We start from the raw sequence: 23,143 nt of genomic DNA, 5'->3' as shown, positions 1-23,143 counted from the left end.
AACTTTATTTATAAAATTAAAAAATGGATACTTAAAAGTATTCGATATGATTTTTTCTAATGGAGGGGTTACGTTGGATAATCTACGAAGTAATAAAGACGTTGTTGATGGTCTCGACCACGCCGGAAATCGGAGTCATTTAAAATGTATCGGTCTGCTCGAAGAAGATCTGCACAAACCTTTCATAGGCGTTATAAATACATTCAATGAGATGCATCCCGGACATAAGCATCTTCGGGAAGTTTCGGAGGCGGTTAAAAGAGGCGTCTATACCGCTGGCGGTATACCCTTTGAAGTTAATACCATATCTATCTGCGATGGAATCACTCAGAGTAACTTTGGAATGTGCTTTGTTCTCCCAAGCCGCGAGATTATAGCTGATTCCGTCGAAGTCATTGCAGAAGCACAAAGACTTGATGGCCTCGTATTAATCGCCTCCTGCGATAAAATTGTTCCCGCAATGATGATGGCTGCTGGACGCTTGAACCTTCCTACAGTCATCGTTACGGGAGGGCCCATGCTGGCAGGAAAATTTCAGGGGAAAGACGTTGCTATTTATGAAATACGTGAGGCAGGGGCTAAGGTAAAGCAGGGGCTCCTTTCAGAACTTGAATTCAAAGAATTTGAGAATAATGTCTGTCCTACCTCAGGATCATGCTCAATGATGGGAACCGCAAATACCATGTCATGTCTCACAGAGGTTCTTGGCCTTTCAATTCCAGGTTCAACAACAACTCCCGCTGTATATTCTAAAAAATATCGCCAGGCCAAACAAAGCGGAGAAATCATTGTTGATCTCGTCAAAAATAATATCCGCCCCAGAGATATCGTCACTCAGGAAGTTCTCGAAAATACTGTTGTTGTAGATATGGCTATTGGTGGATCAACAAATTCAGTTTTACACCTTCCCGCTATTGCACAAGAATTTGGACTTCATCTTGACTCAGATGATTTTGAGCGCCTTTGTAAAAGAACTCCACACCTTGTCAACGTGAAACCCTCTGGGAAATATTCCCTTGAAGATTTCGACTTGGCCGGAGGCATTCCCGCAGTTATTAAAGAACTTGGAGAGGACCACTTCCATATGGGCGTCCAGACAATAATGGGGGAAACATGGGGAACACTTTGCAAGGACGCGAAAATCACAGATACAGATGTTATTCACCCTATTAATGACCCTCTTCATAAAGAAGGAAGTCTTGCCATATTAAAAGGAAACCTCGCTCCAGAAGGCTCTGTTATAAAACAGACTGCCGTCTCTGAAAAGATGCAAAAACATACAGGACCAGCCAAAGTGTATAACTCTCAAGAAGACTCCATTGCTGCCATGCTTAATGGTGAAATCAAAGAGGGAGACGTAGTTGTTATCCGTTATGAAGGCCCCAAAGGCGGCCCTGGAATGCGTGAAATGCTCGCGGCAACAGCCATTTTAATGGGGGCTGGATTAGGAGAAACTACCGCGCTCGTTACCGATGGACGTTTTTCTGGTTGTACTCACGGTCCCTGTGTTGGACATGTTGCTCCAGAAGCGGCAAAGGGAGGAGCTATTGCCCTTGTAAAAGATGGTGATCTCATCACTATAGATATTCCCAACCGCTCAATAGAATTACACGTATCAGAAGAAGAGCTGGCTGAACGTAAAAAAAGCTGGGTTCCTATTCCCTGCAAAGTCAACAGCAAGTACCTTCGCCGATACAGCAAAGATGTTGAAAGCGTTTGGAAAGGCGCTATTCTTCGCGACGAAGCATAGCTTTATATATAAATTTATAGAAATATTTTATTAATAAGGGGGATTTAGATATGAAAAAGCGTTTTACCTCAGCTCTCTTTGTATGTTGTTTTTTAGCTGCAGCACTCTTCTTCTTAGGTCCAACACAAGCTTCTGCTAAAGCAGAGTGGCCTAACAACACCGTTAATATCGTCGTAGGATATAACCCCGGTGGGTCAACAGATACCTTCGCTCGGCTTCTTGCCAAGCATCTTGAACCCGTTTTAGGGCAGCCTGTCGTTGTACAAAACGTACCTGGTGGCGGTGGAGCTGTAGGCTACGTCAAAACCATGACAAGCAAGCCCGACGGTTATACGGTTGTCGTATCAAATGGATCTCTTCTTACCTTAGGCGGAATCGGCAACGTTGATTTTCAATACAGTGATTTTACAAACCTTGGCCGAGTTATCGTTGAAGACGAAACAATTTGTGTCGGTAAAGACGCAGCCTGGAATAGTATTGCAGAACTTATAACCTACGCAAAAGAAAATCCTGGCAAACTGCGCATTGGTTTCGCTGGAATCGGTGGCTTTACATACCTTGCAGCTAATCAGTTCATTAAGTCTGCTGGAATAGAAATAGATGGCATTGGCTACTCCAGCGGAGCTGAAGCTGTGGCAGGATTACTCGGCGGCTTTGTAGACGTTATCGTTCAGCAACCCGCAGAAATCTATTCCCATTGGGAGGGCGGCGAAATTAAGATTCTTGGAACCATGGGTGAGGTACGCCATCCCCTTTTCCCAGAAGTTATGACCTGTGAAGAGCAGGGACTTAACGTAAAGCTCTTTCAGTGGAGAGGAATTTCCGGCCCTAAAAACATGCCTGAAGATGTTAGAGCAGCATGGATAGATGCTTTGGATCAAGTTCAGAAATCAGAAGCATTCAGAAAAGACGTTACGAGTATTCTCTGTGCAGGAACAAGTTTCTCAGGTGGAGATGCCTTTGAAAGCTGGCTTAAAAAAGAAGCTGACTGGATTTATCCCCTTATTGACGAACTCGGCCTGAAACAGAAATAGAATTAGAAAAGAAGGGGGACGATAAAAAATCGTCCCCCACTTTGAACCAAGGAGGAATGTCACAATGCGCAAGGCAGATATGGTAACGTCCCTTGCCATAATTATAATTTCTGGCTTTTTTTTGCTTCAAACTGCACAAATCAAGAGCGCTTCAGGAGCAATACTTGGCCCTAGATTTTTCCCCTATATCGTTCTCTTAACGATTATTGTACTTTCTCTTGCAGTCTTATTCTTTGCCTGTAAGCAGACAAAAAATGATGATTCTTCAGAAGAGATGGAGCTTAATATCAGTGGGAAAGTGAAGGTTGTCGTTACTCTTTTTATCTCATTCATATATGTGTTGCTCTTGGAAAAAATCGGCTTTGTCTTTGCTTCTATTCTTTTTATGAGCGTATTGGGGCTCTTCTTTTATGGAAAATTTGATAAAAAAGCGGTAAGGATCGTTATTTTCTCTTGTGTTTCCTCGTGGGCCCTTTTCTCTCTTTTTACACGTTTTTTTCACACACTACTTCCATAGGAAAACAGGGGGGTATTCATTATGACGGCGCTTATTCAAGGTCTTATCGGTGCCTTACAACCAGAAGCAGTTATTTTTACTGCCATTGGAACTGTTTTAGGAATTATATTCGGAGCACTTCCTGGACTAACCTCTACCATGGCAGTTGCCTTGCTTATTCCAGTCACCTTCGGACTTACTCCCGTGGCGGGAATGGGTATGCTTGTAGGAGCTTTCTGCGGAGGAACAGCAGGTGGTTCTATCTCATCTACACTTCTTCGTATTCCAGGAACTCCTGCATCAATATGTACTACCTTTGATGCCTACCCAATGGCCCAAAAGGGACAAGCGGGATTGGCTCTTGGTACATCTCTTCTCGTCTCTTTTATTGGTGGCCTTTTCAGTGTAGGAGTATTAATGTTCGTTGCTCCCAAACTAGCCCGTTTCGCTTTGGGTTTCGGACCAACAGAATATTTTTCTCTTGCAGTTCTCGGATTGACTGTTATTGCCAGCGTCTCATCAAAGTCACTTATAAAGGGAATTATCGCTGGCCTTATCGGTGTTTTTATATCCTTTATCGGGACAGACCCTGTTACAGGTATGGTGCGATACAGTTTTGGAATTCCCAACCTCTTGAGTGGACTTAATCTTCTGCCTGTTCTCATTGGGCTCTTTGCTGTATCAAAAGCGTTGGAAGATGCAGAAACCATAGGGACATCTGTAGAATTAACAAGTAATAAGGGCCTAAAAGGACAATTCCCTTCTTTAGGAACACTTATCAAAAGAAAATGGATTATCCTCTCTTCCGCAATTATAGGGACTATCGTAGGAATTCTTCCAGGAGCAGGCTGTAGCATCGCTTCTTTCGTATCGTATGACCAAGCAAAACGTCTCTCTGAAACTCCAGAAGAGTTTGGTAAGGGCTGCATTGACGGAGTAATTGCTTCGGAAACAAGCAATAATGCCGTTACAGGAGGCGCTCTCGTTCCCATGCTCACTCTTGGAATTCCAGGAGATTCAACTACAGCTGTTATGCTCGGAGGATTGTTGATTCATGGACTTCGTCCTGGCCCCTTGCTTTTTAAAGATACGCCGGAAATTATCTATGGCATCTTTGCCATGCTTCTTTTAGCCAATGTGTTTATGTTTATTTTCCAATCTTTCGGCATCAGGTTGTTTGTGAAGATCCTGAAAATTCCTCGTTATATATTGACACCTTTCATTCTCGTAATGTGCACTGTCGGTGCTTATGGTGTGGGAGGCAGTCTTTTCGACGTATTCATAATGATGCTCTTTGGTGTCATTGGATACTTCTTCAACAAGCTGAATTACGGAGTTGCACCTATCGTTTTGGGATTCATCCTTGGTGGAATGGCTGAAACTCATTTCAGACGAGCTTTCTTTATGTACCGCGGAGACTTGAGTGTTTTTGTAACTCGTCCTGTAACTCTTCTTTTACTGGTGTTCAGTCTTATTTTAATCGCTTTACCTATTATGAGAAATCACATGCAGCGCAAGAAAGCATGCAGCGCAGCATAAAGAGATAGAAACAAAGGAGTGTATACGATGGATTTAAACCTCAAATCAAAAGTCGTTATTGTTACGGGAGGAGCCAGCGGTCTCGGTAAAGCCATGGCAGAAGCTTTTGCACAAGAAGAAGCCACCGTGATCATTGCCGATGTAAATGAAGCCGACGGCGTACAATTTGCCTCAGAACTCAACAAAGAAGGGAAAAAAGCGGAATTCCTTTATCTTGATGTGAGTAATTCCGAGCAGGTAAATTCTGCTATTGAATCAGTAGTAAAAAAACATGGAAGAATTGATGTCCTCTGTAACAATGCTGGAATTAATGTTCGGAAGTTTGCACTCGATATTTCCGCTGAAGAGTGGCAGAGAGTTATTAATGTCAATCTCTCAGGTATGTTCTATTGTGCCCAGGCTGTGGGACGTTTTATGGTGAAACAAGGTGGGGGGAAAATAATAAACACCGCCTCTGTTTCCGCTGTTCGTGGACATTTAAAACGAGCCCCCTACGCCAGCGCAAAGGGTGGAGTATATCAGATGACAAAGGTCCTCGCTCATGAGTGGGGAGAACATAACGTCAACGTTAACGCCATTGGACCCGGCTTTGTTGAAACACCCCTTACCTCAAAACTTATTAGCGGCCCCGGCGTTAAAGAAAATATGATTTCAAAGATACCAATGCGACGTCTTGGCAAAACAGATGATATTGTCGGTCCCGTTCTTTTTCTGGCCTCTCCCTACTCTGACTACATTACAGGTCAGCTTTTATTAATCGACGGCGGACGAACAATCGACTAATTTTTCAACGGAAAGGAAGAGCTTGATGAGTACTGTATTAATATATGACCCTATATCTGAAGACGGACTCAATATTCTTAAAAAAGCTGGCCACACTCTCATTACAAGAGAGGAGTTAAACGAAAATAACAAAGCTTCCATTGAGGGGCTTGTTATTCGGACTTCCCCCTTGAAAAGAGATTTTCTTCGTCAATTGCCCCATCTTAAGGTTATTGGACGCCATGGTGTTGGCGTAGACAATATAGACCTCGAATATGCAACTGAAGCGGGAATTATTGTAGGAAATACTCCTTATGCCAACGCTGTTTCTGTTGCAGAACATGTAATAGGCATGATGCTTTATTTTATCAAGAAATATACCCTAAGTGATTCCTGCATAAGAGAAGGGAAATTTAACGAAAGAGACCATCTAGGTCTTTCTGAATTAAATGGGAAAACACTCGGAATTGTAGGTTTCGGCAAAGTTGGCAAGGCTGTTTGCCGTATCGCGCATGATGGTTTTGCCATGAATATTCTTGTTTACGATCCTTATGTAAGCACATCAGAAGGTGTCAAACAAGTAGAAACCCTTGAAGAGCTTTTAAAAAAATCTGATTTTATTACGCTTCACACTCCTCTGACAGAGGAAACCCGACAAATGATCGGGAAAAAAGAACTCGCTTTAATGAAAAAGGGCGCTATCCTCATCAATGCTGCCCGTGGCCCCATCATCAATGTGGATGATGTAGCCCAATCTCTCAGAGAAGGTCATATTGGAGGAGCAGCTTTAGACGTATTTCCCGAAGAGCCGCCTCGCCTTGATTCTGCCCTGCTTCAAGTGCCCAATGTTCTCATGACACCCCACAGCGCCGCATTAACGCATGAAGCTATTTACAGAATGGCTACTGGTGCTGCAGAAGCCGTTGTACGAGTATTGAACGGAGAAAAACCGGATTACATCGTCAATCCAGACGTTCTAAAGGAGGCCAAATAACAATGAAAAAAAACTACCAGACGGAGAATTGGTGGACAAGTCCTTTTAATGAAGAATATCGTCAGACACTGTCTCTCCCTCAGCATGTTCAGATTCACGACGCGACACTGAGAGACGGAGAGCAAACACCTGGTGTCGTTTTTACTCCTGAAGACAAACTCAAAATTGCCCGTATTCTCTCTAAAATGGGAGTCGAGCGTATTGAAGCAGGCATGCCTGCTGTCTCCGAAGACGATAAAAGAGCAATAAAGGCTATCGTTAAAGATAACCTTCCTTCTAAAATTTTTACATTTGCCCGCGCCATGGTTAAAGATATTGAAATGGCTACGGAATGTGGAGCACACGGTGTGGTTATTGAAGTTCCAATTGGAAAACCTAAGCTTCTTTACCAGTTCGGATGGACATGGGAAGATGTAGCGAAAAAGACAAAAGAAGCCGTCAAAGCGTCAAAAGAGGCAGGACTGTATACCGTTCTTTTCCCATATGATACAACACGAGCTGATTGGAATGATCTTGAAAACTTACTGGACTCTGTCTGCGATTATTGTGCACCTGACAGTGTTGGAGTTGTCGATACTACTGGCTGCATTCTTCCTGGCGCCATGTTCCAGCTTGTACGGCGAGTTAAAAATCTCACAGGTCTCTCTGTAGAGGTTCATACCCATAACGACTTTGGAATGGCCCTTGCAAACAGTCTTGCGGCAGTAGAGGGTGGAGCAGACGTTATTCACACATGCCTTAACAGCCTCGGTGAACGTACAGGTAACACCTCTCTTTATCAAGTACTTATGGCACTGAAAGTCATGTTCAACATTGACTATGGAACAGACTTTACATCTTTCAAAGAAATTGCACAGGATATTTCTGAAATGTGCCACGTTCCCCTTGCCGGAAATGAACCGATCATCGGAGACAGAATCTTCACCAGAGAGTCAGGTATTGGAATTGAAATGTTAAAAGAACGTCCTTTAGCCATGTTCTCTCTAAATCCCGAATTTGTAGGAAATGCCCCCCAAATCGTTTTGGGAAAGAAAAGTGGAGTAAAATCGGTTGAAGTAAATCTCAGTAGACTTGGCTTATCTGCAACAGATGAACAGATGCGAAACATACTTGCCAAAGTTAAAAATTTTGGAATTCAACATAAACGACTTCTTACAGACAATGAATTCAAAGCTATAGCAAGTGAGGAGCTTAAATAAGCGACCTAATTCTTAACATCTCCTAATACCATTACTCACAGAAAAGGGACTCTTTTATAAAGAGTCCCTTTTTTAATGCCAAGTCAGATAAAGAAGGTTTTTTCATTGACTATACATTTTCTTTCAAGTATTATTGCCCTTTGGAATAAATTATATTACATAAGCTGTTTAAAGGAGGATTACACGTGAAAAAAGTTTTCGCAGCTCTTCTTCTTGCTTGCCTCGTTGTAAGTGCTGGTTCAATGGCTTTTGCCAGCGCCGACAAACCTCTGGCAGGAGAGACGATCAGTATTTTTATTGCAGCAACTGGCATTGACGAAATCATGGCAGAATTCACGAAAGATACCGGAATAAAGGTAAACTACCTTGAAATGTCTTCTGGAGAGGTTCTAACACGACTTCGCGCAGCCAATGGAAAAGCTTTAGCAGACGCTTGGTTCAGTGGTGGAGTCGACAGCTACGTAAAAGCTGGCCAAGAAGGCTTTCTTGAGCCCTATATTTCTCCAGAGTCAGAAAAAATACCAGCACAATATAAAGATCCCAATGGATACTGGACCGGCCTTTCCGTTTGTGCTGTAGACTTTATTATTAACAAAGACGTCGTAAAAGAGAAAAATCTGCCTATGCCCACAAGCTGGGTTGATCTCGGAAAACCGGAATACAAGGGTGAAATCATAATGAGCAATCCTGCTATCTCCGGAACAAACTATTCCGTTCTTTTCCACCTCATTCAACTCTTCGGAGAAGAAAAGGGCTGGGATCTCATAGAAAAAATTAACGCCAATATCCCCTTTTACACCAAACGAGGAGCCGCGCCTCCTAACAAAGCAGCTCTTGGAGAAGTCGCCATTGGAATCGACCCTTACGATTGCGGTGTAAAAATTATTGAACAGGGATATCCTGTCGCTTCCGTTTTCCCTAAAGAGGGAACTCCTGGTTTTATCTCTCCTATCGCCATACTTAAAGGAACGAAAAATATGGAAGTGGCAAAAGCTTTTGTGGACTGGTGCCTTTCTAAACGTGGACAAGAAGTACAGATGGCTCATACTGCTAAAGTAGCAACTCGTCCTGATGCCGATGTTCCTGAATACCTTCGCGGACTTGGAGAAGCTAAAATCATCGTCGTTGATCCTGTAAAATCCGGAGAAATGAGAAAAAGCATTATTGAGAGGTGGCAAAAGGAATTTGGCAATAAAGCAGAACAGTAAAAATAGCATCATCGGGGCATCAAAAGATGCCCTTTTTTATCTTTACCTCTTGTTGAGCGCAGGTGTTTTAATTTTTATTCTCTGGCCAACATTAGCAATATTAAAAGAAAGTATTTTTTTCAATGGGAGCTTCAGTTTCGAGCATTATCGAAATCTTTTTACCACCAACCGAAGCTTGTTGAAAAACAGTCTTTTTGTGGGCTTTTGGACAACTATTATTGCTTTATTCATAGGCCTATGTTGTGCTCTTTACGTTACACATACATCTTTCAAAGGGAAAAAGCTTGTGCTTATGGTGTTGCTTCTCACTCTCATCTCCCCGCCTTTCGTTTCATCACTAGCCTATATCATGCTTTTTGGGCGAAGAGGACTGATTACATGGAAAATTTTAAAACTCCATTGGAATCCTTATGGAGCACACGGCATCATAATGATGGAATCAATCGGTTTGGCAACTATTGCCGCTTTTTTAATTATTGCAGTACTTAAAGGAATAGATCGCAGCCTTGAGCAAGCTTCTCTTGACTTGGGTGCAAGTAAATGGAGCACACTATGGCATATTACTCTTCCCTTAGCACGACCTGGAATCGTTACTGCCGCTCTTATCGTCTTTATTCGATCTCTTTCCGATTTTGGAACGCCTATGTTCATTGGAGGAAATTACAATGTGCTCGCTACTCAGGCCTATATGACAGCTATTGGAACATATAACCTTCCCAAAGCTTCTGCCATATCCACATTGCTCGTTATTCCCGCTTTTATAGTTTTTCTTATTTACAGAAAAATAATGGCTGGAACACCTCTCTTCTCCAAAAAAACAACGGCAACTACCCATGAGGAATGCTCTCTCCCTTCTTGGGTAAGCACCACCATTTGGATCGTCACATGGAGTTTTATTCTTTTTGAACTATTAAAATATACAACCATATTCAGCGGAGCCCTTGTAAAAACATGGGGAGTCAATTTTTCCTTTACATTACATCATATACAAACGCTTAAACTGGCAAAATTGGGCAGTCTACTTCGAAGTATTAAATATGCTACCGTTTCAGCACTCGCTGCAGGAATAATGGGAATTGCTCTAGCGTGGTTTTTAGGGCGTAAAAAAGGGCCTTTTACACATGCTATTGATTTCATTGCAGATTTGCCCTTTATACTTCCTGGACCTTTTTTTGGCATCGCCTATCTTCTCGCCTTTAACTGGATGCCAGAAGCCGTACTTGGCACGGGGTTTCTTATCGTTACAAATTGCGTATACCGCCAACTTACGTTAGGTGTAAAAAGTGGCATTTCTGTACTTGCTCAAATCAATCCTGAATTGGAAGACGCTGTCAGAGACCAGGGAGGCAAAGGCCTTCACGTTTTTAAAGATGTCATTATACCGTTACTCAAGCCGGCATTTCTTGTTAGCTTTGTTAATACATTTACATTCACTATGACCACTATTGGAGGCATTATTTTTCTCATTACACCCTATACAAAGGTAGCAACAGCAGAAATGTTTGATGCTATTCAACAAGGTGATATAGGTGTTAGTTCTGTAATGGCCTCAGTTATTATTCTTGTTGTTATGATTGTCAATGTCTCCTTTTCATGGTTTTTCTTAAGAAAAAAATCTATATCTGTACACAAAACGGAGGAAAGCTATGTACCTTCAATTAAAGCAGCTCAATAAAAAGTTTGGCAATGTCCGTGCCGTTATTGACTTTTCACTCAACGTACAAGAAGGAGAGCTTGTATCCCTTCTTGGTCCAAGTGGGTGTGGAAAAACAACCACATTGCGAATGGTAGGAGGCTTCCTTCAGCCAAATAGGGGTGAAATTATATTGGAAGGAGAGAATATTACCTCCCTTCCTCCAGAAAAGCGACCAACAGCTACAGTGTTTCAAAGCTATGCGCTTTTTCCCCATATGGATGTTCTCGAAAATGTTACATACGGCCTGAAATTTAAAAAAATAGCCCGTAAAAAAACTCTTCAAATGGGGCTCGAAATGTTAGAAAAAGTTGGCCTTCCCAATGCTGCGGCGAAAACAATCGACCAATTAAGCGGGGGAGAGCAACAACGCGTAGCGCTCGCCAGATCTCTCATTACTCAGCCTAAAGTGCTGCTTCTTGATGAACCCTTAAGCAACCTCGACGCAAAACTTCGAATACGCATGAGAAGAGAAATACGTCAAATACAAAAAGACTTTGGCATTACAGCTCTCTACGTTACTCATGATCAAGAAGAAGCTCTAGCCCTTTCAGATCGGGTAGTTGTTATGGAAAAGGGTTCTATTACACAAGTGGATACCCCTCGAAAAATATACACCTCTGCTCAAAATAGTTTTGTTGCAGACTTCATAGGGCGAAGTAATATCTTCACTCTAAAAGGTAACAAAAAAATAGCTGTTCACCCAGAGGATATTTCTCTCTCCGAGGAACATGGCCAATATGAAGGAATTATAGTTGGGCACCAATTTAAAGGAGCCATGACAACGTATTTCATCGCAGTAGAAAAACAAGTAATTGAAGCAGATATACTCAGCCGAATAGATCAAAATTGGGAAGAAGGTCGAAAGGTAAAGGTTACATTCAATAAAGAGAGCATAATGCCACTCTTTTAATGTTTTTTATCTTTATTCCCTCGCCATAATCGGTAAACAATCATGCAAATATCCTTGCTAAAGGTACAATAAAATAATAGAAACCGCATTATAACTATATATTCGCGGCTGTTCCGAGCAGGTGATATATGTGAAAGGTGCTTTTCCTACTGGTATTGATCTCGGCTCTACTACTGTGAAGGTTGTTGTTTGTAGTCCTACAGGGCAGCTGCTTTTTTCTGCATACGAACGACATAACGCCGATCCTTCTGGCACTCTTCTATCTATATTAAGCGAGTGCACTCAAAAGTTTAAAAACAGCATACACAACGTTGCCATTACAGGTTCCGCTGGAATGAATCTGGCAGCTCGTTATGCCTTGCCCTTCGTTCAGGAAGTAGTAGCATCCGCTCGCTATATCAGGAAACGAACACCCCATGTCCGAACTATGATTGAACTCGGCGGGGAAGATTCGAAAATAATATTTTTTGACAATAACCTTAATCCCGACATGAATATGAACGGAGCTTGTGCTGGGGGGACAGGAGCTTTTATAGATCAAATAGCTTCTCTTCTTGGAGTCAATCTTGATGTTTTAAATACATTGGCTTGCAAAGGAAAAGCTATTTATACCATCGCGTCACGTTGTGGTGTCTTTGCCAAAACAGATATTCAATCTCTTCTTGCACAACGGGCAAAACCGGAAGATATTGCCGCTTCCGTTTTTAAATCCATTGCGCTTCATGTTCTCACATCTCTTTCTAAAGGGAGAGAAGTCAAAAGAGAGGTACTTTTCGCAGGAGGCCCCCTTTTCTTTTTTCCTGCTTTACGTCGTGCTTTTATAGAACAGCTTAACTTAGATGAGAATAAAGACGTAGCATTTCTTAAATATCCTCGACTTTTACCGGCACTTGGCGCCGCGCTTTTTCACGATAAGGAATGCATTGTATCTATAGACTCACTTATTTCTCATATTCAAGAAGGAAGAAGTCTTATTTCTTCCAATAAAGCAGATTTGCCCCCTCTTTTTTCGAGCAATGATGAATATCTGGAATGGACTCACCGTCATAATCAATGGGCTTTACCTTCCATCTCTATAAAGAAAGTTGAAGGGCCTCTTTTCCTTGGTGTTGATTCAGGATCTACAACGACAAAACTGGTCTGCATTGATCGCAACAAAAAGGTTGTTGCTTCGTACTATAAACCTAACCGAGGAGACGCTCTCCATCTTACACTTGACGCTCTTCAACATTTTAAAAGAGAATTTACAGCTGCAAAACGACACGATTTAAAAATAGTAGAAGGAGCCAGCACAGGTTACGGAGAAGATCTTATACATAAGGCTCTTGACCTTGGGTATGGTCTTGTGGAAACGATGGCTCATTTTAAAGCAGCTCGAACTCTCTGCCCACAAGCCTCTTTCATTCTGGACATTGGTGGACAGGATATGAAAGCCATGGGCATCAAAGATAATCGCCTCGACACGATAAAAATAAACGAAGCCTGCTCATCAGGATGTGGCAGCTTTATACAAACTTTCGCTGAATCATTAGGTCTTACCATGGAACGTTTTGCAAAAATCGCCTGTGAAGCGACTCATCCTTGCGACTTAGGAACACGTTGCACTGTTTTTATGAATTCCAGCGTAAAACAAGCTCTTAACGAAGGTCGAAGCGTGGCCGATATTGCGGCGGGACTGGCCTACTCTGTTATTCGAAATTCGCTCCATAAAGTTCTCAAAATGAGAGATTATAACGACCTTGGCCCTCTTATAGTAGTTCAGGGTGGCACCTTCCAGAATCCGGCAGTGCTTCGAGCTCTCGAAAAGATAACTGACAGGCAGGTTATTCGCCCCGTCGAAGCCGGTCTTATGGGTGCCTGGGGAGCAGCTATTTATGCCATGGAGCAATGGCAGCAGAAAAAGAATCTTCCATCAGAGCGTAACATTCTAAATATTCTTGAAGCATGGGAAGCTCCTTCTAGTCGAACAACTCACTGCCATGGATGTGGAAACGCTTGTGCAGTAACATGCTTAACCTTTTCGACGGGTCAAAAATTTTATACAGGCAATCGTTGTCAGAGACATTTCAGCAACGGAGAAAAGAAAAAGCAAGGAGGTAACTTATTCGAACTCCGCTTTAAAACGCTCTTCCATCGCCCTACAAAACCTTTAGGGAAAAGGCGGGGAACAGTCGGCATTCCACGAACGCTTAATACCTATGAACTCTATCCTTTCTGGTGCACTTTCTTTAGAGAATGTGGCTTTGAGGTTGTACTTTCCCCCGAGTCACATGAAAAAATCAACGAACTAGGCGCATCGTCTGTAATGTCTGATAATATTTGTTTTCCGGCAAAGCTAACGCACGGTCATATTATTACTTTGGCTCAGAGTAATGTTGATCGTATTTTTATGCCTCTAATTGTCCACGAAAGAAAAGAGATACGAACAGCAAATAATAGCTATAACTGTCCCATTGTATGTAGTTATAGCGACGTGATCAAAAGTGCTCTTGATCCGACAAAACGATACGGTATCCTTTTCGACACACCTGTTTTTTCTTTACGTAATCCTGCTCTTTTTCATAAACAGCTTTTAAATTATGGACAGCAGCTTGGTCTTAACAGATCTTGTATTGAGAAAGCCTTCCTTAACGCACGGAAAGCTCAGCAGGAATATGAGCGACAAATGCGAGAAAATGCCCAAAAAACGCTTGAAGAAGCACGGTCTGCGTCTCTTCCAATTCTTGCAATAGCATGTCGTCCATATCATCTTGACCCTCTTGTGAATCACGGTATTCCTCAACTCATTGCAGATCTTGGAGCTGTCGCCATTCCTGCAGATCTTCTTGCCACGGAAGAGGACACCCAGAATTTAGATGATTGTCAAGTTGTTACGCAATGGGCTTATACAAATAGGCTTTACGCCGGAGCAAAAGCAGCAGTCAGAAACAAACTTGATCTTCTTCATCTTTCTTCCTTTGGTTGCGGCGTCGATGCCGTTACATCCGATGAACTGGAACATATTATGCGAACTGGAGGATATAACTATTCCCTTATTAAAATTGACGAGATCACTAATTTAGGCGCAGCTCGCATTCGCATTCGATCTATTCTTGATTTTGGGAAAAAAGAAATGACGCAAGAAATACATGAGTTAGCGGGAGAATCACATAATGATACACACTCTTTACAAAATAAAAGAATTCTTGTGCCATGGTTCTCGGAATTTTATTCTCCGTTACTACCGCCTCTTTTTGAAAGTCTGGGATTAAATGCCTCGGTGCTTCCACCGCAAGACCAGAAATCAACTGATATAGGCTTAGAGTTTGTACATAACGACATGTGTTATCCAGCTATTATTCTCATTGGCGATGTCGTAAAAGCGTTTATAGAGAAGAAATACGACCCTGAAACAACAGCTATTCTAATGACACAAACGGGAGGACAATGCCGCGCGACCAATTATGTTCCCTTAGCGCAAAAGGCCTTGTCAGCTGCCGGTTTTCCTGATGTTAATGTACCGACTTTTGGCGTTGAAGATTTTGAAACAGCAGGATTTAAGGTCAATAAGAAAGACGCTGCAAAGGGACTCCTAATCGGCCTTTTAGGGGGAGATATGCTCACATCGCTCTACTTGACTATGGCTCCACGCGAAGAAGTTAAGGGAAGCTCGCAAGCTCTCCATTCTCGATTTTTATATCGTCTCGGAAACATTCTCAGGGAGAAAGGCTCTTTCGATGACCTAATCACTCTGTTGAGAGACGCCGTAAATCATTTTAACTCTCTTCCCGTACTGACAGAGAGTGTTCCTACGATTGGTATCGTAGGAGAAATATTCGTAAATTACAACGAATACGCCCAAAACTATATTGTGCATAAACTTATCGAAAGAAGAATAGAACCGGTGCTTCCTCCGCTAGCTTCTTTTTTCTTTATGAAATTTCAAAATAATGCATTCAATAGGCAAACGTACCTTATTCAGCCGGGGCTTCTTAGTACAGTAAAGGAACTTTTTATTGAACATCTTACTGGCTACTACCAAAATAAGGTGGAGAATGTCTTTAAAGACTTCCGTTTTGCGTCACCGAGACAAACCCTTGCAACCCTTGCTCATAAGGTAACTCGAGTGACAAGTCTCGCCAATCAGGCTGGTGAAGGCTGGCTTTTGCCTGCAGAAATTATAGACATGACTGAAAAAGGAGTTAATCACATTCTTTGCCTTCAACCCTTTGGCTGTCTGGCAAATCATATTACAGGAAAAGGAGTAGAGGGCGTTTTACGTCGCCTCTACCCCAAACTTGATATGCTTTGTCTTGACCTTGACCCTGGAACAAGCAAGACCAATAATGACAATCGGCTTCAACTTTTAATCATGTCTGCCCAGGAAGACTTTGAGAAAAAACAACATCATGAAAAACAGCTGGCTTAATACGAATCTTTCAACCTTATTTCGCTAAATCAAGCAATGTTGCCAATAACAGATCTGCTCCCCGCTTAATATCTTCGTAGGATGTATATTCTTCGGGGCAATGGCTTCGGCCATCTACGCTCGGGACAAAAATAAGCCCTACTTCAGCAACGGAACAGAGAAGAACAGCATCGTGAACTGCACCACTATTCATTTTCTTATACGGAATGCCTAGGGCTTGGGCACTTTTTTCTATAGAGCTGATTACTTCCTGAGAAAGCTGTACTGCTTCCTGCTCTCCCAGCAACGTCATAGAAAATGTAAGGTTATATCTCTGAGCAATTTCATCAAATCTTTTACGTACTTCTTCCACGACATCGTTCATTGGCTGTTGATAGACATCACGAATATCTATTGAAAATACAACTTTACCTGGAATAATATTTGAAACGTTTGGTTCACTCTCCATATATCCTACAGTTCCCACAGTAGATTCGGTTCCTTTTGTCTGAACAGCTTCTTCTACAGCACTAATCATATGCGCCGCACCGAGAAGAGCATCTTGACGGAAATTCATGGGCGTAGCACCTGCATGATTTGGAACGCCGTCAACTTCAACTCTGATTTGTCTCAGACCTGCAATAGCTTCTACAACACCGATGGGCATGGAAACAGAATGAAGCATGGGACTTTGTTCTATATGGAGTTCAATCATGGCCTTTACTTCACCCTTGTTAAGAACATATCGTGACATATTATCAGGATCATATCCCGCATTTTTAGCTAAATTATACATAGATTGACCTGATAGATTTTTAAGAGTATTCAAATCATCAAAAGTATATCGGCCAACCATAGCCTTACTCCCGGCGCAACACGAACCAAAATTAGAGCCTTCTTCTTCTGAAAAAATGACCACTTCAATGGGATGACTTGGAGTGATATTGTTTTCTTTCATCACTCGAATCGCTTCAAGAGCACCGATAACACCTACCACGCCATCATATTTTCCGCCACGCCGAACTGAATCCACATGTGAACCGCTCATCACAACAGAAGCATCTGGATTGCTTCCAGCGTATCTAGCTCGGATATTGCCAACACCATCAATAAAAACGGAAAGACCAAGTTCCTCAAAAATATCAAGAAGATATTTTCGTACTTTCAGATCTTGAAGGCTGTACGTAAAGCTTGTACGCCCATCTGCAGATGTTCCAGTAGCACCTAAGGAAGCTATGTGTTCAATGTCTCGTTCAATGCGTTGCTGATTCGTCTGAAGATAAGGTGTCATGCCGCTCATGTAAGAAGTCCCTCCTTAATAATATGTAAAAATATCTCTCAACTCTTCTGAATGTCTTGTCTAACATACTTTATTTTCCTATACATCACAACTTTTCTTTATATCGGCTACTTTTCTCCATTTCTGATAACGAGAGCATCAGCAGCAATGGCACCTTCTCCTTCAGGCATAACAAAGACTGGGTTGATATCAAGTTCAAGAAGGTCTTCTTCAACACAAGCAAGACGAGAAACCTGACTGACAATTTTGGACAAAGCATGAATATCTCTGTGACGTTGTCCTCTGGCACCGGAAAGGAAGCCAAAACCCTTTAATTCTTGAATCATTCTCAGTGCTTCTTCCTCATCCACAGGAGCATGGCGAAGAGAAACATCACTTAAAACTTCGACGTATATGCCTCCAAGGCCTACCGCAACAATAGGTCCAAAAACGGGATCTCGCTTCATTCCGACGATACATTCCATACCACCTTTAACCATCTCCTGCACAAGGTAGCCCTGGATTTTTTCTCCCGAAACATGTTCTTTAAGATTTTTTCTCGTCTTCTTCAGAGCGTGACGTAACTCATCGAAAGAGCGAATATCGAGAGCTACAACATCAGCTTCGGTCTTATGCAAAATTTCTCCGGCCATTCCTTTAAGAGCAACGGGAAAACCTAACTCTTCAGCGGCATCAAAAGCTTCTTCCATATCCCGACAAAGATGTTCTCGCGTTACAGGAACGTTATACCGTGCTAATAATCGCTTCGCATCATATTCTGTCAGTTTTAATGGGAAAGATCCAAGCAAAGAAGACGTCATTTCAATCGTATGGGAAGGCAACTTCCGCCTTTGTCCCCAATTTACGAGAGCCTTTAAAGCACGAGCACACTGTCTAAAGCTTTGAAAAACAGGAATCCCAGCATTTTTAAGTCGTTCAATAAACGTCTCGCCATGTTCATCGTCAATCATCCATACTACGGCTTGAGGTTTCGGGGTTTTCTCGTAACTTCGGATCAACTCTTCCGCCATCACACTCCCGGCTTCTCCCACAATCATTGAGAGAGCTGTAACAACCATGCTAATATCAGGATCACCGAGAGCCGTATTAAGAACTTGACGGAAATTCTCCGGTTTTTCAGAAATCTGCACAGTCATATCTACCGGATTACGCGACGCCCCAAAAGTTGGGATAACTTCTTCTATACTCTTTTTACTTACTGTTGAAAATTCAGGAACGCTCATTTTCAAATCATTGAGACTATCGGCCATTACTATGCCTGCGCCTCCCGACGTAGTAAGAATAGCCGCCCGATTGCCGTCAGTACGAGGAGAGGCTCCAAACAGCTGGCCTATACCGATAATATCGTCCATATCTTCCAGTGGAATAACACCGTATTGTTTAAATATGGCCTTCCAGACAGCTTCGTCTCCAGTCAAAGCTGCTGTATGACTTTGAGCTGCTTTTTGGGCGGAGGGAGAGCGTCCCGCTTTTAAAACAGCAACAGCAATGTCTCTTTCTCGAGCCTCTCTTACCACCTGTAAAAAACGCTCCCCGTCATCAATTCCTTCGAGATACATCATGAGAAGTCTTACTTCCGGATCTCGAATAACATACCCGGCACACTCGACAGCATCAATATCAGCCTGATTACCAGTAGTAACCACATAACGATATCGTACCCCGTGGTTGAGACCTACTCCAAAAGACGAAAAACCAAAGGCTCCGCTTTGAGAAATAAAAGCAACGTGACCCGTTGTTGGAGGATCAACGTTATAGAGGGCGCCCGAGAAGGTGAGGGGGATTCCTGCTGCCAGGTTGAGGAGACCCTGACAGTTGGGGCCAAGGATCCTAATATGGCCTTCCCGAGCGATGTCCATCATTCTTTGCTGTAAAGACGTATCGCCCGTTTCCGCGAAACCTGAAGAATAAATAATAACGTTATGTATCCCTTTTTCTGCGCACGTCTCAAGAGCAGCCGGAACAAACTGAGCCTTTATACTAATAAGAGCAACATCAGTTGCCTCTGAAATTTCAGAGAGATCATGATAGCAAGGCAGTCCCCCTACACGATCGTATTTAGGGTTGACTGGGTAAACTGTACCGTTATACCCAAAGCGTTGCATGGCTTTCAGAGTCCGGCCAGTTAAACTATCAAGGTCTGCTGAAGCTCCCACAATCGTTACACTTCGAGGAGAAAAAAGAGGGTAGAGTGGATGATCACGCAAAGTCATGCTATGGCCTCCTTCGTTATAGCTTGCCTTGTTTTCTCAAAACGCACTATAGATCTCTGACAAGCCTTGCAATACGAGAGGTATATTTCTTTCGTCTCATCTTTCGAACAAAGCACCACTGTTTTTAACCAATCTTGTGTAGCATAAATAAGATTGGTTAATCCCTCTACCCAAAGAAGTCTTAGTCTTTTCTCCCCATATAACGAGGATTGTGAGAGTCCTTTCTTTAAACGTTCTACAAATAAACGTGTCTTTTCAAGAAAATCTGCACAGACTAGAACATCTCCTTCTACATTGAGAGATGCATTAATATGAGCGATGTATTCTGCTATAAGAGCTTGAACCTCGTCGTTCGATTTTGAAATATTTGTGACTTCTGGAAGGATTTCACTTCTATTCTCGAGAGCTTCAATGGTCTTCTCAACAAAATCAAGTCGAGAAAACTCATTAACATATTGGGTCAGTCTCCCGTGAGCCCATTTCATATGTACCATCCTCCTTAACAAAAAATGGCTGTCCCAACGAGGACAGCCATAAAGCTCACAGGAAAAAAACCTCTCTTGAAAGAAAAGTTTTTCCACAAATAGTCCTGAATCCTCGCAGGGATTTGCCTCTCTTCAACAGGCCGGTCTCCTGGCTCGCTTTCTTCCTCCGAAACACCTTCCCGGGCACATTAATTCCTACCCAGTGGTCTCATGTTTCATCGTCAAGCTCACAGTGGCGGGTCCGCGTCGGCTTTTCACCAAACTTCCCGTTCACCTGATGAAGTCATATTGTAAACATACAATAGCCTTTCGCTTCTTTTACGTCAATAGCAAATTATCATTTTGTCATTTTCTTATTTTTTCAAAAAACACACGACTAATATTTTTTATTATAGAGATAAAATAGATAAAAACTTTATGAAAAAAGCCCTTAAAAAATTAATTTATAACTCGGTAATAATTCTGTTTATTTTTACAGCCATTTCCTTTACAATACCACCATGCCCTATTGAAGGAGGTAGAAGTTATGGACTGGGGAATAGTTCCTGGAGAAACCGTTGTTATTAAATCGAAGAACATCACCCTTCGAGATATCGTACAAGCCATTGTTGATGGAGCAGATACTGTGCCTGCAATAAAAGAGAGTTTTGGCCTGACCGATAACGACGAAGGTGTTAGCGATCTTGGCGATATTCTGGATGTTTTTGTCCCAGCAATTGAAGCCCTCCGCGGTGGCGGATGTGGAGGTTGCGGTGGCGGTTGTGCCGGCTGCCACGGACATTGCTAAGAAAACAATAAAAAAGCTGCACCCCAAAAGGGAGCAGCTTTTTTTATGCCGAAAAGACAAGATCAGAATCTCTTGTATAACTATTTTATCGTAAAAGAATTGTTATTTAGACACTCGTATCCTCATAGAGTTTAATATAACTGAAATAGAGCTGAAAGCCATCGCCGTTTCTGCAATGGCCGGGTGAAGTAACGCCCCCATAGCAAGAGGAATAGCAATAACGTTATAAGCAAAAGCCCAAAATAGATTCTGACGAATGACGGTAAAGGTCTGCCTAGAAATATCCACTGCGTCCGCAATAGAAGAAATCCCGCCACGCACAACAACAATATCTGCACTATCGATAGCAAGATCTGTTCCAGAGCCAATGGCTACACCGATGTCTGCACCTTTCAATGCAGCCGCATCATTCATCCCGTCTCCTACCATAAGTACCTTTTTTCCGCTTGTCTGAAAATCTCTGAGGATACTCAGCTTTTCATCTGGGCGAACTCCAGCGTAAACACTTTCAATTCCCACTCGTTTCGCCACAGCTCGAGCTGTTCGTTCATTATCTCCTGTCACCATAACTGGAGTAATTCCGAGCTCTTTAAGTCTTTCCACAGCTCTTATAGCATCATTTCTTAGTGGGTCCTCAATAGCTATAAACCCGACAACAACATTATTCTTGCGAACTTCAACTACCGTTCGCCCTAAAGAAAGCTGTTCTTTATATTTTGATGAATCTTGGGGTTTCCCTATAAAATATGAATCTTCGCGAATAACTCCTTTAACACCCTCTCCTGTAATCTCTTCCATAGAGCGGGGTTCAAGTGTTGTTTCAGTTACAGCCGCTACCGCTTTCGCTAAAGGATGTATAGAATGTTTTTCAAGGGCAGCTACTGCTTCAAGATCGCCATTGGAAAGATTCGTTTCGACAACACTTGGACTCCCTTGAGTAATTGTGCCCGTTTTATCCATCAAAACAACGCCCACTTCTTTAGCTGTCTGTATTGCCTCTGCATTTCTAATGACAAGTCCTTTTTTGGAAGCTGCGCCAGTCCCTGTAATGAGAGCCATCGGGGTAGCCAACCCCAAAGCGCAGGGACAAGCAATAACCAGTGTCGATATGAAACCAAAAATAGCAATTGATAGCGGCTCACGAACAGAGGTGACCCACGGTAGATAATGCGAAGCCGCGTCAAGAATAAAAGAAAAACGATCAATGCCAAAATACCAGAAAAAACCGCTTATAAGAGCAAAAGTCGCAACAGCTGGAACAAAGTAATTTGTCACCCTGTCAGCAAAAGCTTGAATAGGGATTTTGGCCCCTTGTGCTTCCTGAATCAAGGCAATCATTTGAGATAAAAAGCTATCTTCTCCAACTTTTGTCGCCTTAACTTTTATTGAACCGGTGAGATTTAAGGAACCTCCTGTTACTTCTCCTTCTACTTCTTTGTGAACAGGTATTGATTCCCCTGTAATCATAGATTCATCCACTGAAGTTGCCCCTTCAATAATCATTCCATCCGCTGGAATTCTTTCTCCTGGACGAATTATGAGGGTAAAATCTTCTTTAACAGCTTCGATGGGAACTGATATTTCTTTTCCCGACTCATCTAAAATACGAGCTTCCCGTGCCTGAATTTCCAAAAGAGATTTTATTTCTTTTGAAGCTCTATCTCGTAAATGAGATTCTATAAAACGTCCTGTTACGTGAAGGGCAATAATCATGGCGCCGATAGCACCGAATGATGCAACTTTTACTCCTGCAAGAACAAGTAATGAAGTAAGCCACGCAGCAAGAGCTCCAAGAGAGACAAGAACATCCATATTGGCATGTAAATGTGAGAGAGCTATCCAGGCCCCTTTCATGGAGGCGCGCCCAGCACCGAAAAGAACGACAGCCCCACCAATAAATTCCATCAAAGGAAACCACGGCATATGAAAACCTGTCATATGCATAAACATTAAAACCATGAGAGGAAGAGTTATACCCCAACTTATAACAAGGTTTCTTTTCGCCTCTTCATACCGGCGTCGATCAAGATCCTCAGGTGGTTCATACGAAACTTCATACCCTGCTTTTTTTACTGCCTCTTCAAGTTTTTCCATGGGAACTTCCTTTTCGAGAACCACAAAGGCAGTCTCTGTTGCTAAATTAACCCCTGCGAAAACGACACCATCTACCTTCTTGAGAGATCTTTCAACAATCCGCGCACAAGTAGCACACGTCATACCAGTGACGGAAAAAGATATTTTTTTTGAGTTTTCGCTGTTGACCATCGCTAAAAATCAACTCCCTTTCATATTCCTAGTTAATTGATAGGATATAACACTTATTATCCCATAATACCCTACGCATGTATATAAAAAGGGCCGCATTTCTCATAAAAAGAAATAG

16 protein-coding genes and 1 riboswitch are annotated in these 23,143 nt (G+C 42.3%); of the genes, 12 read left to right on the top strand and 4 right to left on the bottom strand.

Annotation, left to right across the window (positions count from 1 at the left end; all coding sequences use genetic code 11):
* Window positions 1–73: 73 nt before the first annotated feature.
* The 11 genes from ilvD (at window position 74) to RBH88_RS11180 (ending at window position 15,996) form a co-directional block, all read left to right on the top strand.
* Window positions 74–1,750, top strand: a complete 1,677-nt coding sequence (gene ilvD, locus RBH88_RS11230) for a dihydroxy-acid dehydratase (RefSeq protein ID WP_307879659.1) — start codon at window positions 74–76, stop codon at window positions 1,748–1,750.
* Between the two features lie 50 nt (window positions 1,751–1,800).
* Window positions 1,801–2,784: a tripartite tricarboxylate transporter substrate binding protein gene (locus tag RBH88_RS11225; protein ID WP_213690042.1), complete on the top strand. Its 984-nt coding sequence runs from the start codon at window positions 1,801–1,803 to the stop codon at window positions 2,782–2,784.
* Between the two features lie 64 nt (window positions 2,785–2,848).
* Entirely contained in the window at window positions 2,849–3,301 is a 453-nt protein-coding gene (locus tag RBH88_RS11220) for a tripartite tricarboxylate transporter TctB family protein (RefSeq protein WP_307879658.1), read from the top strand.
* A 21-nt stretch (window positions 3,302–3,322) separates the two neighbouring features.
* Window positions 3,323–4,819, top strand: coding sequence for a tripartite tricarboxylate transporter permease (locus RBH88_RS11215; protein ID WP_213690044.1), 1,497 nt, complete (start codon window positions 3,323–3,325; stop codon window positions 4,817–4,819).
* 27 nt (window positions 4,820–4,846) lie between these two features.
* Window positions 4,847–5,602: an SDR family NAD(P)-dependent oxidoreductase gene (locus RBH88_RS11210; protein WP_307879657.1), complete on the top strand. Its 756-nt coding sequence runs from the start codon at window positions 4,847–4,849 to the stop codon at window positions 5,600–5,602.
* Between the two features lie 25 nt (window positions 5,603–5,627).
* The gene (locus RBH88_RS11205; RefSeq protein ID WP_213690046.1) at window positions 5,628–6,575 is read left to right on the top strand and encodes a hydroxyacid dehydrogenase; all 948 of its coding nucleotides are present in this window, start codon (window positions 5,628–5,630) and stop codon (window positions 6,573–6,575) included.
* Between the two features lie 2 nt (window positions 6,576–6,577).
* The gene (locus tag RBH88_RS11200) at window positions 6,578–7,774 is read left to right on the top strand and encodes a hypothetical protein (RefSeq protein WP_213690047.1); all 1,197 of its coding nucleotides are present in this window, start codon (window positions 6,578–6,580) and stop codon (window positions 7,772–7,774) included.
* Window positions 7,775–7,959: 185 nt separating this feature from the next.
* Entirely contained in the window at window positions 7,960–8,982 is a 1,023-nt protein-coding gene (locus RBH88_RS11195; protein ID WP_307879656.1) for an ABC transporter substrate-binding protein, read from the top strand.
* Entirely contained in the window at window positions 8,960–10,657 is a 1,698-nt protein-coding gene (locus RBH88_RS11190; protein ID WP_307879655.1) for an iron ABC transporter permease, read from the top strand. Before RBH88_RS11195 ends, RBH88_RS11190 begins: the two co-directional genes overlap by 23 nt.
* Window positions 10,629–11,588: an ABC transporter ATP-binding protein gene (locus RBH88_RS11185; RefSeq protein ID WP_213690050.1), complete on the top strand. Its 960-nt coding sequence runs from the start codon at window positions 10,629–10,631 to the stop codon at window positions 11,586–11,588. The genes RBH88_RS11190 and RBH88_RS11185 overlap by 29 nt, the downstream gene beginning before the upstream one ends.
* A gap of 130 nt (window positions 11,589–11,718) precedes the next feature.
* Window positions 11,719–15,996, top strand: coding sequence for an acyl-CoA dehydratase activase-related protein (locus RBH88_RS11180; protein ID WP_307879654.1), 4,278 nt, complete (start codon window positions 11,719–11,721; stop codon window positions 15,994–15,996).
* 16 nt (window positions 15,997–16,012) lie between these two features.
* On the opposite strand, the gene RBH88_RS11175 is transcribed toward RBH88_RS11180, so the two are convergent.
* The 3 genes from RBH88_RS11175 to RBH88_RS11165 all read right to left on the bottom strand — a co-directional run bounded on the left by RBH88_RS11175 (window position 16,013) and on the right by RBH88_RS11165 (window position 19,973).
* Window positions 16,013–17,275 (bottom strand): M20 family metallo-hydrolase, encoded by a 1,263-nt coding sequence (locus tag RBH88_RS11175; RefSeq protein WP_307879653.1) that lies wholly within the window; start codon window positions 17,273–17,275, stop codon window positions 16,013–16,015.
* 107 nt (window positions 17,276–17,382) lie between these two features.
* The gene (locus tag RBH88_RS11170; RefSeq protein WP_213690052.1) at window positions 17,383–19,488 is read right to left on the bottom strand and encodes an acetate--CoA ligase family protein; all 2,106 of its coding nucleotides are present in this window, start codon (window positions 19,486–19,488) and stop codon (window positions 17,383–17,385) included.
* The gene (locus RBH88_RS11165) at window positions 19,485–19,973 is read right to left on the bottom strand and encodes a hypothetical protein (protein ID WP_213690053.1); all 489 of its coding nucleotides are present in this window, start codon (window positions 19,971–19,973) and stop codon (window positions 19,485–19,487) included. The genes RBH88_RS11170 and RBH88_RS11165 overlap by 4 nt, the downstream gene beginning before the upstream one ends.
* A gap of 120 nt (window positions 19,974–20,093) precedes the next feature.
* A riboswitch (cobalamin riboswitch) is annotated at window positions 20,094–20,266 on the bottom strand.
* A gap of 233 nt (window positions 20,267–20,499) precedes the next feature.
* Between RBH88_RS11165 and RBH88_RS11160 the strand changes: the two genes are divergently transcribed.
* Window positions 20,500–20,760: a hypothetical protein gene (locus RBH88_RS11160; protein ID WP_213690054.1), complete on the top strand. Its 261-nt coding sequence runs from the start codon at window positions 20,500–20,502 to the stop codon at window positions 20,758–20,760.
* Between the two features lie 102 nt (window positions 20,761–20,862).
* On the opposite strand, the gene RBH88_RS11155 is transcribed toward RBH88_RS11160, so the two are convergent.
* A complete protein-coding gene (locus RBH88_RS11155) occupies window positions 20,863–23,025 on the bottom strand; it encodes a cation-translocating P-type ATPase (protein ID WP_307879652.1) in 2,163 nt (720 codons plus the stop codon).
* Window positions 23,026–23,143: the final 118 nt, after the last annotated feature.

Origin of the sequence: Aminobacterium sp. MB27-C1 (assembly GCF_030908405.1) — a bacterium.
GTDB lineage: Bacteria > Synergistota > Synergistia > Synergistales > Aminobacteriaceae > Aminobacterium.
This window is presented reverse-complemented; position numbering and strand designations above follow the sequence as displayed.

Excerpts from the sequence above, each read along its gene's own strand:
- RBH88_RS11200 (WP_213690047.1), top strand. The coding sequence starts at position 6,578 with ATGAAAAAAAACTACCAGACGGAGAATTGGTGGACAAGTCCTTTTAAT.
- RBH88_RS11210 (WP_307879657.1), top strand. The coding sequence starts at position 4,847 with ATGGATTTAAACCTCAAATCAAAAGTCGTTATTGTTACGGGAGGAGCC.
- RBH88_RS11160 (WP_213690054.1), top strand. The coding sequence starts at position 20,500 with ATGGACTGGGGAATAGTTCCTGGAGAAACCGTTGTTATTAAATCGAAG.
- RBH88_RS11175 (WP_307879653.1), bottom strand. The coding sequence starts at position 17,275 with ATGAGCGGCATGACACCTTATCTTCAGACGAATCAGCAACGCATTGAA.
- RBH88_RS11215 (WP_213690044.1), top strand. The coding sequence starts at position 3,323 with ATGACGGCGCTTATTCAAGGTCTTATCGGTGCCTTACAACCAGAAGCA.
- RBH88_RS11170 (WP_213690052.1), bottom strand. The coding sequence starts at position 19,488 with ATGACTTTGCGTGATCATCCACTCTACCCTCTTTTTTCTCCTCGAAGT.
- RBH88_RS11185 (WP_213690050.1), top strand. The coding sequence starts at position 10,629 with ATGTACCTTCAATTAAAGCAGCTCAATAAAAAGTTTGGCAATGTCCGT.
- RBH88_RS11220 (WP_307879658.1), top strand. The coding sequence starts at position 2,849 with ATGCGCAAGGCAGATATGGTAACGTCCCTTGCCATAATTATAATTTCT.
- RBH88_RS11165 (WP_213690053.1), bottom strand. The coding sequence starts at position 19,973 with ATGAAATGGGCTCACGGGAGACTGACCCAATATGTTAATGAGTTTTCT.
- RBH88_RS11155 (WP_307879652.1), bottom strand. The coding sequence starts at position 23,025 with ATGGTCAACAGCGAAAACTCAAAAAAAATATCTTTTTCCGTCACTGGT.
- RBH88_RS11205 (WP_213690046.1), top strand. The coding sequence starts at position 5,628 with ATGAGTACTGTATTAATATATGACCCTATATCTGAAGACGGACTCAAT.
- RBH88_RS11225 (WP_213690042.1), top strand. The coding sequence starts at position 1,801 with ATGAAAAAGCGTTTTACCTCAGCTCTCTTTGTATGTTGTTTTTTAGCT.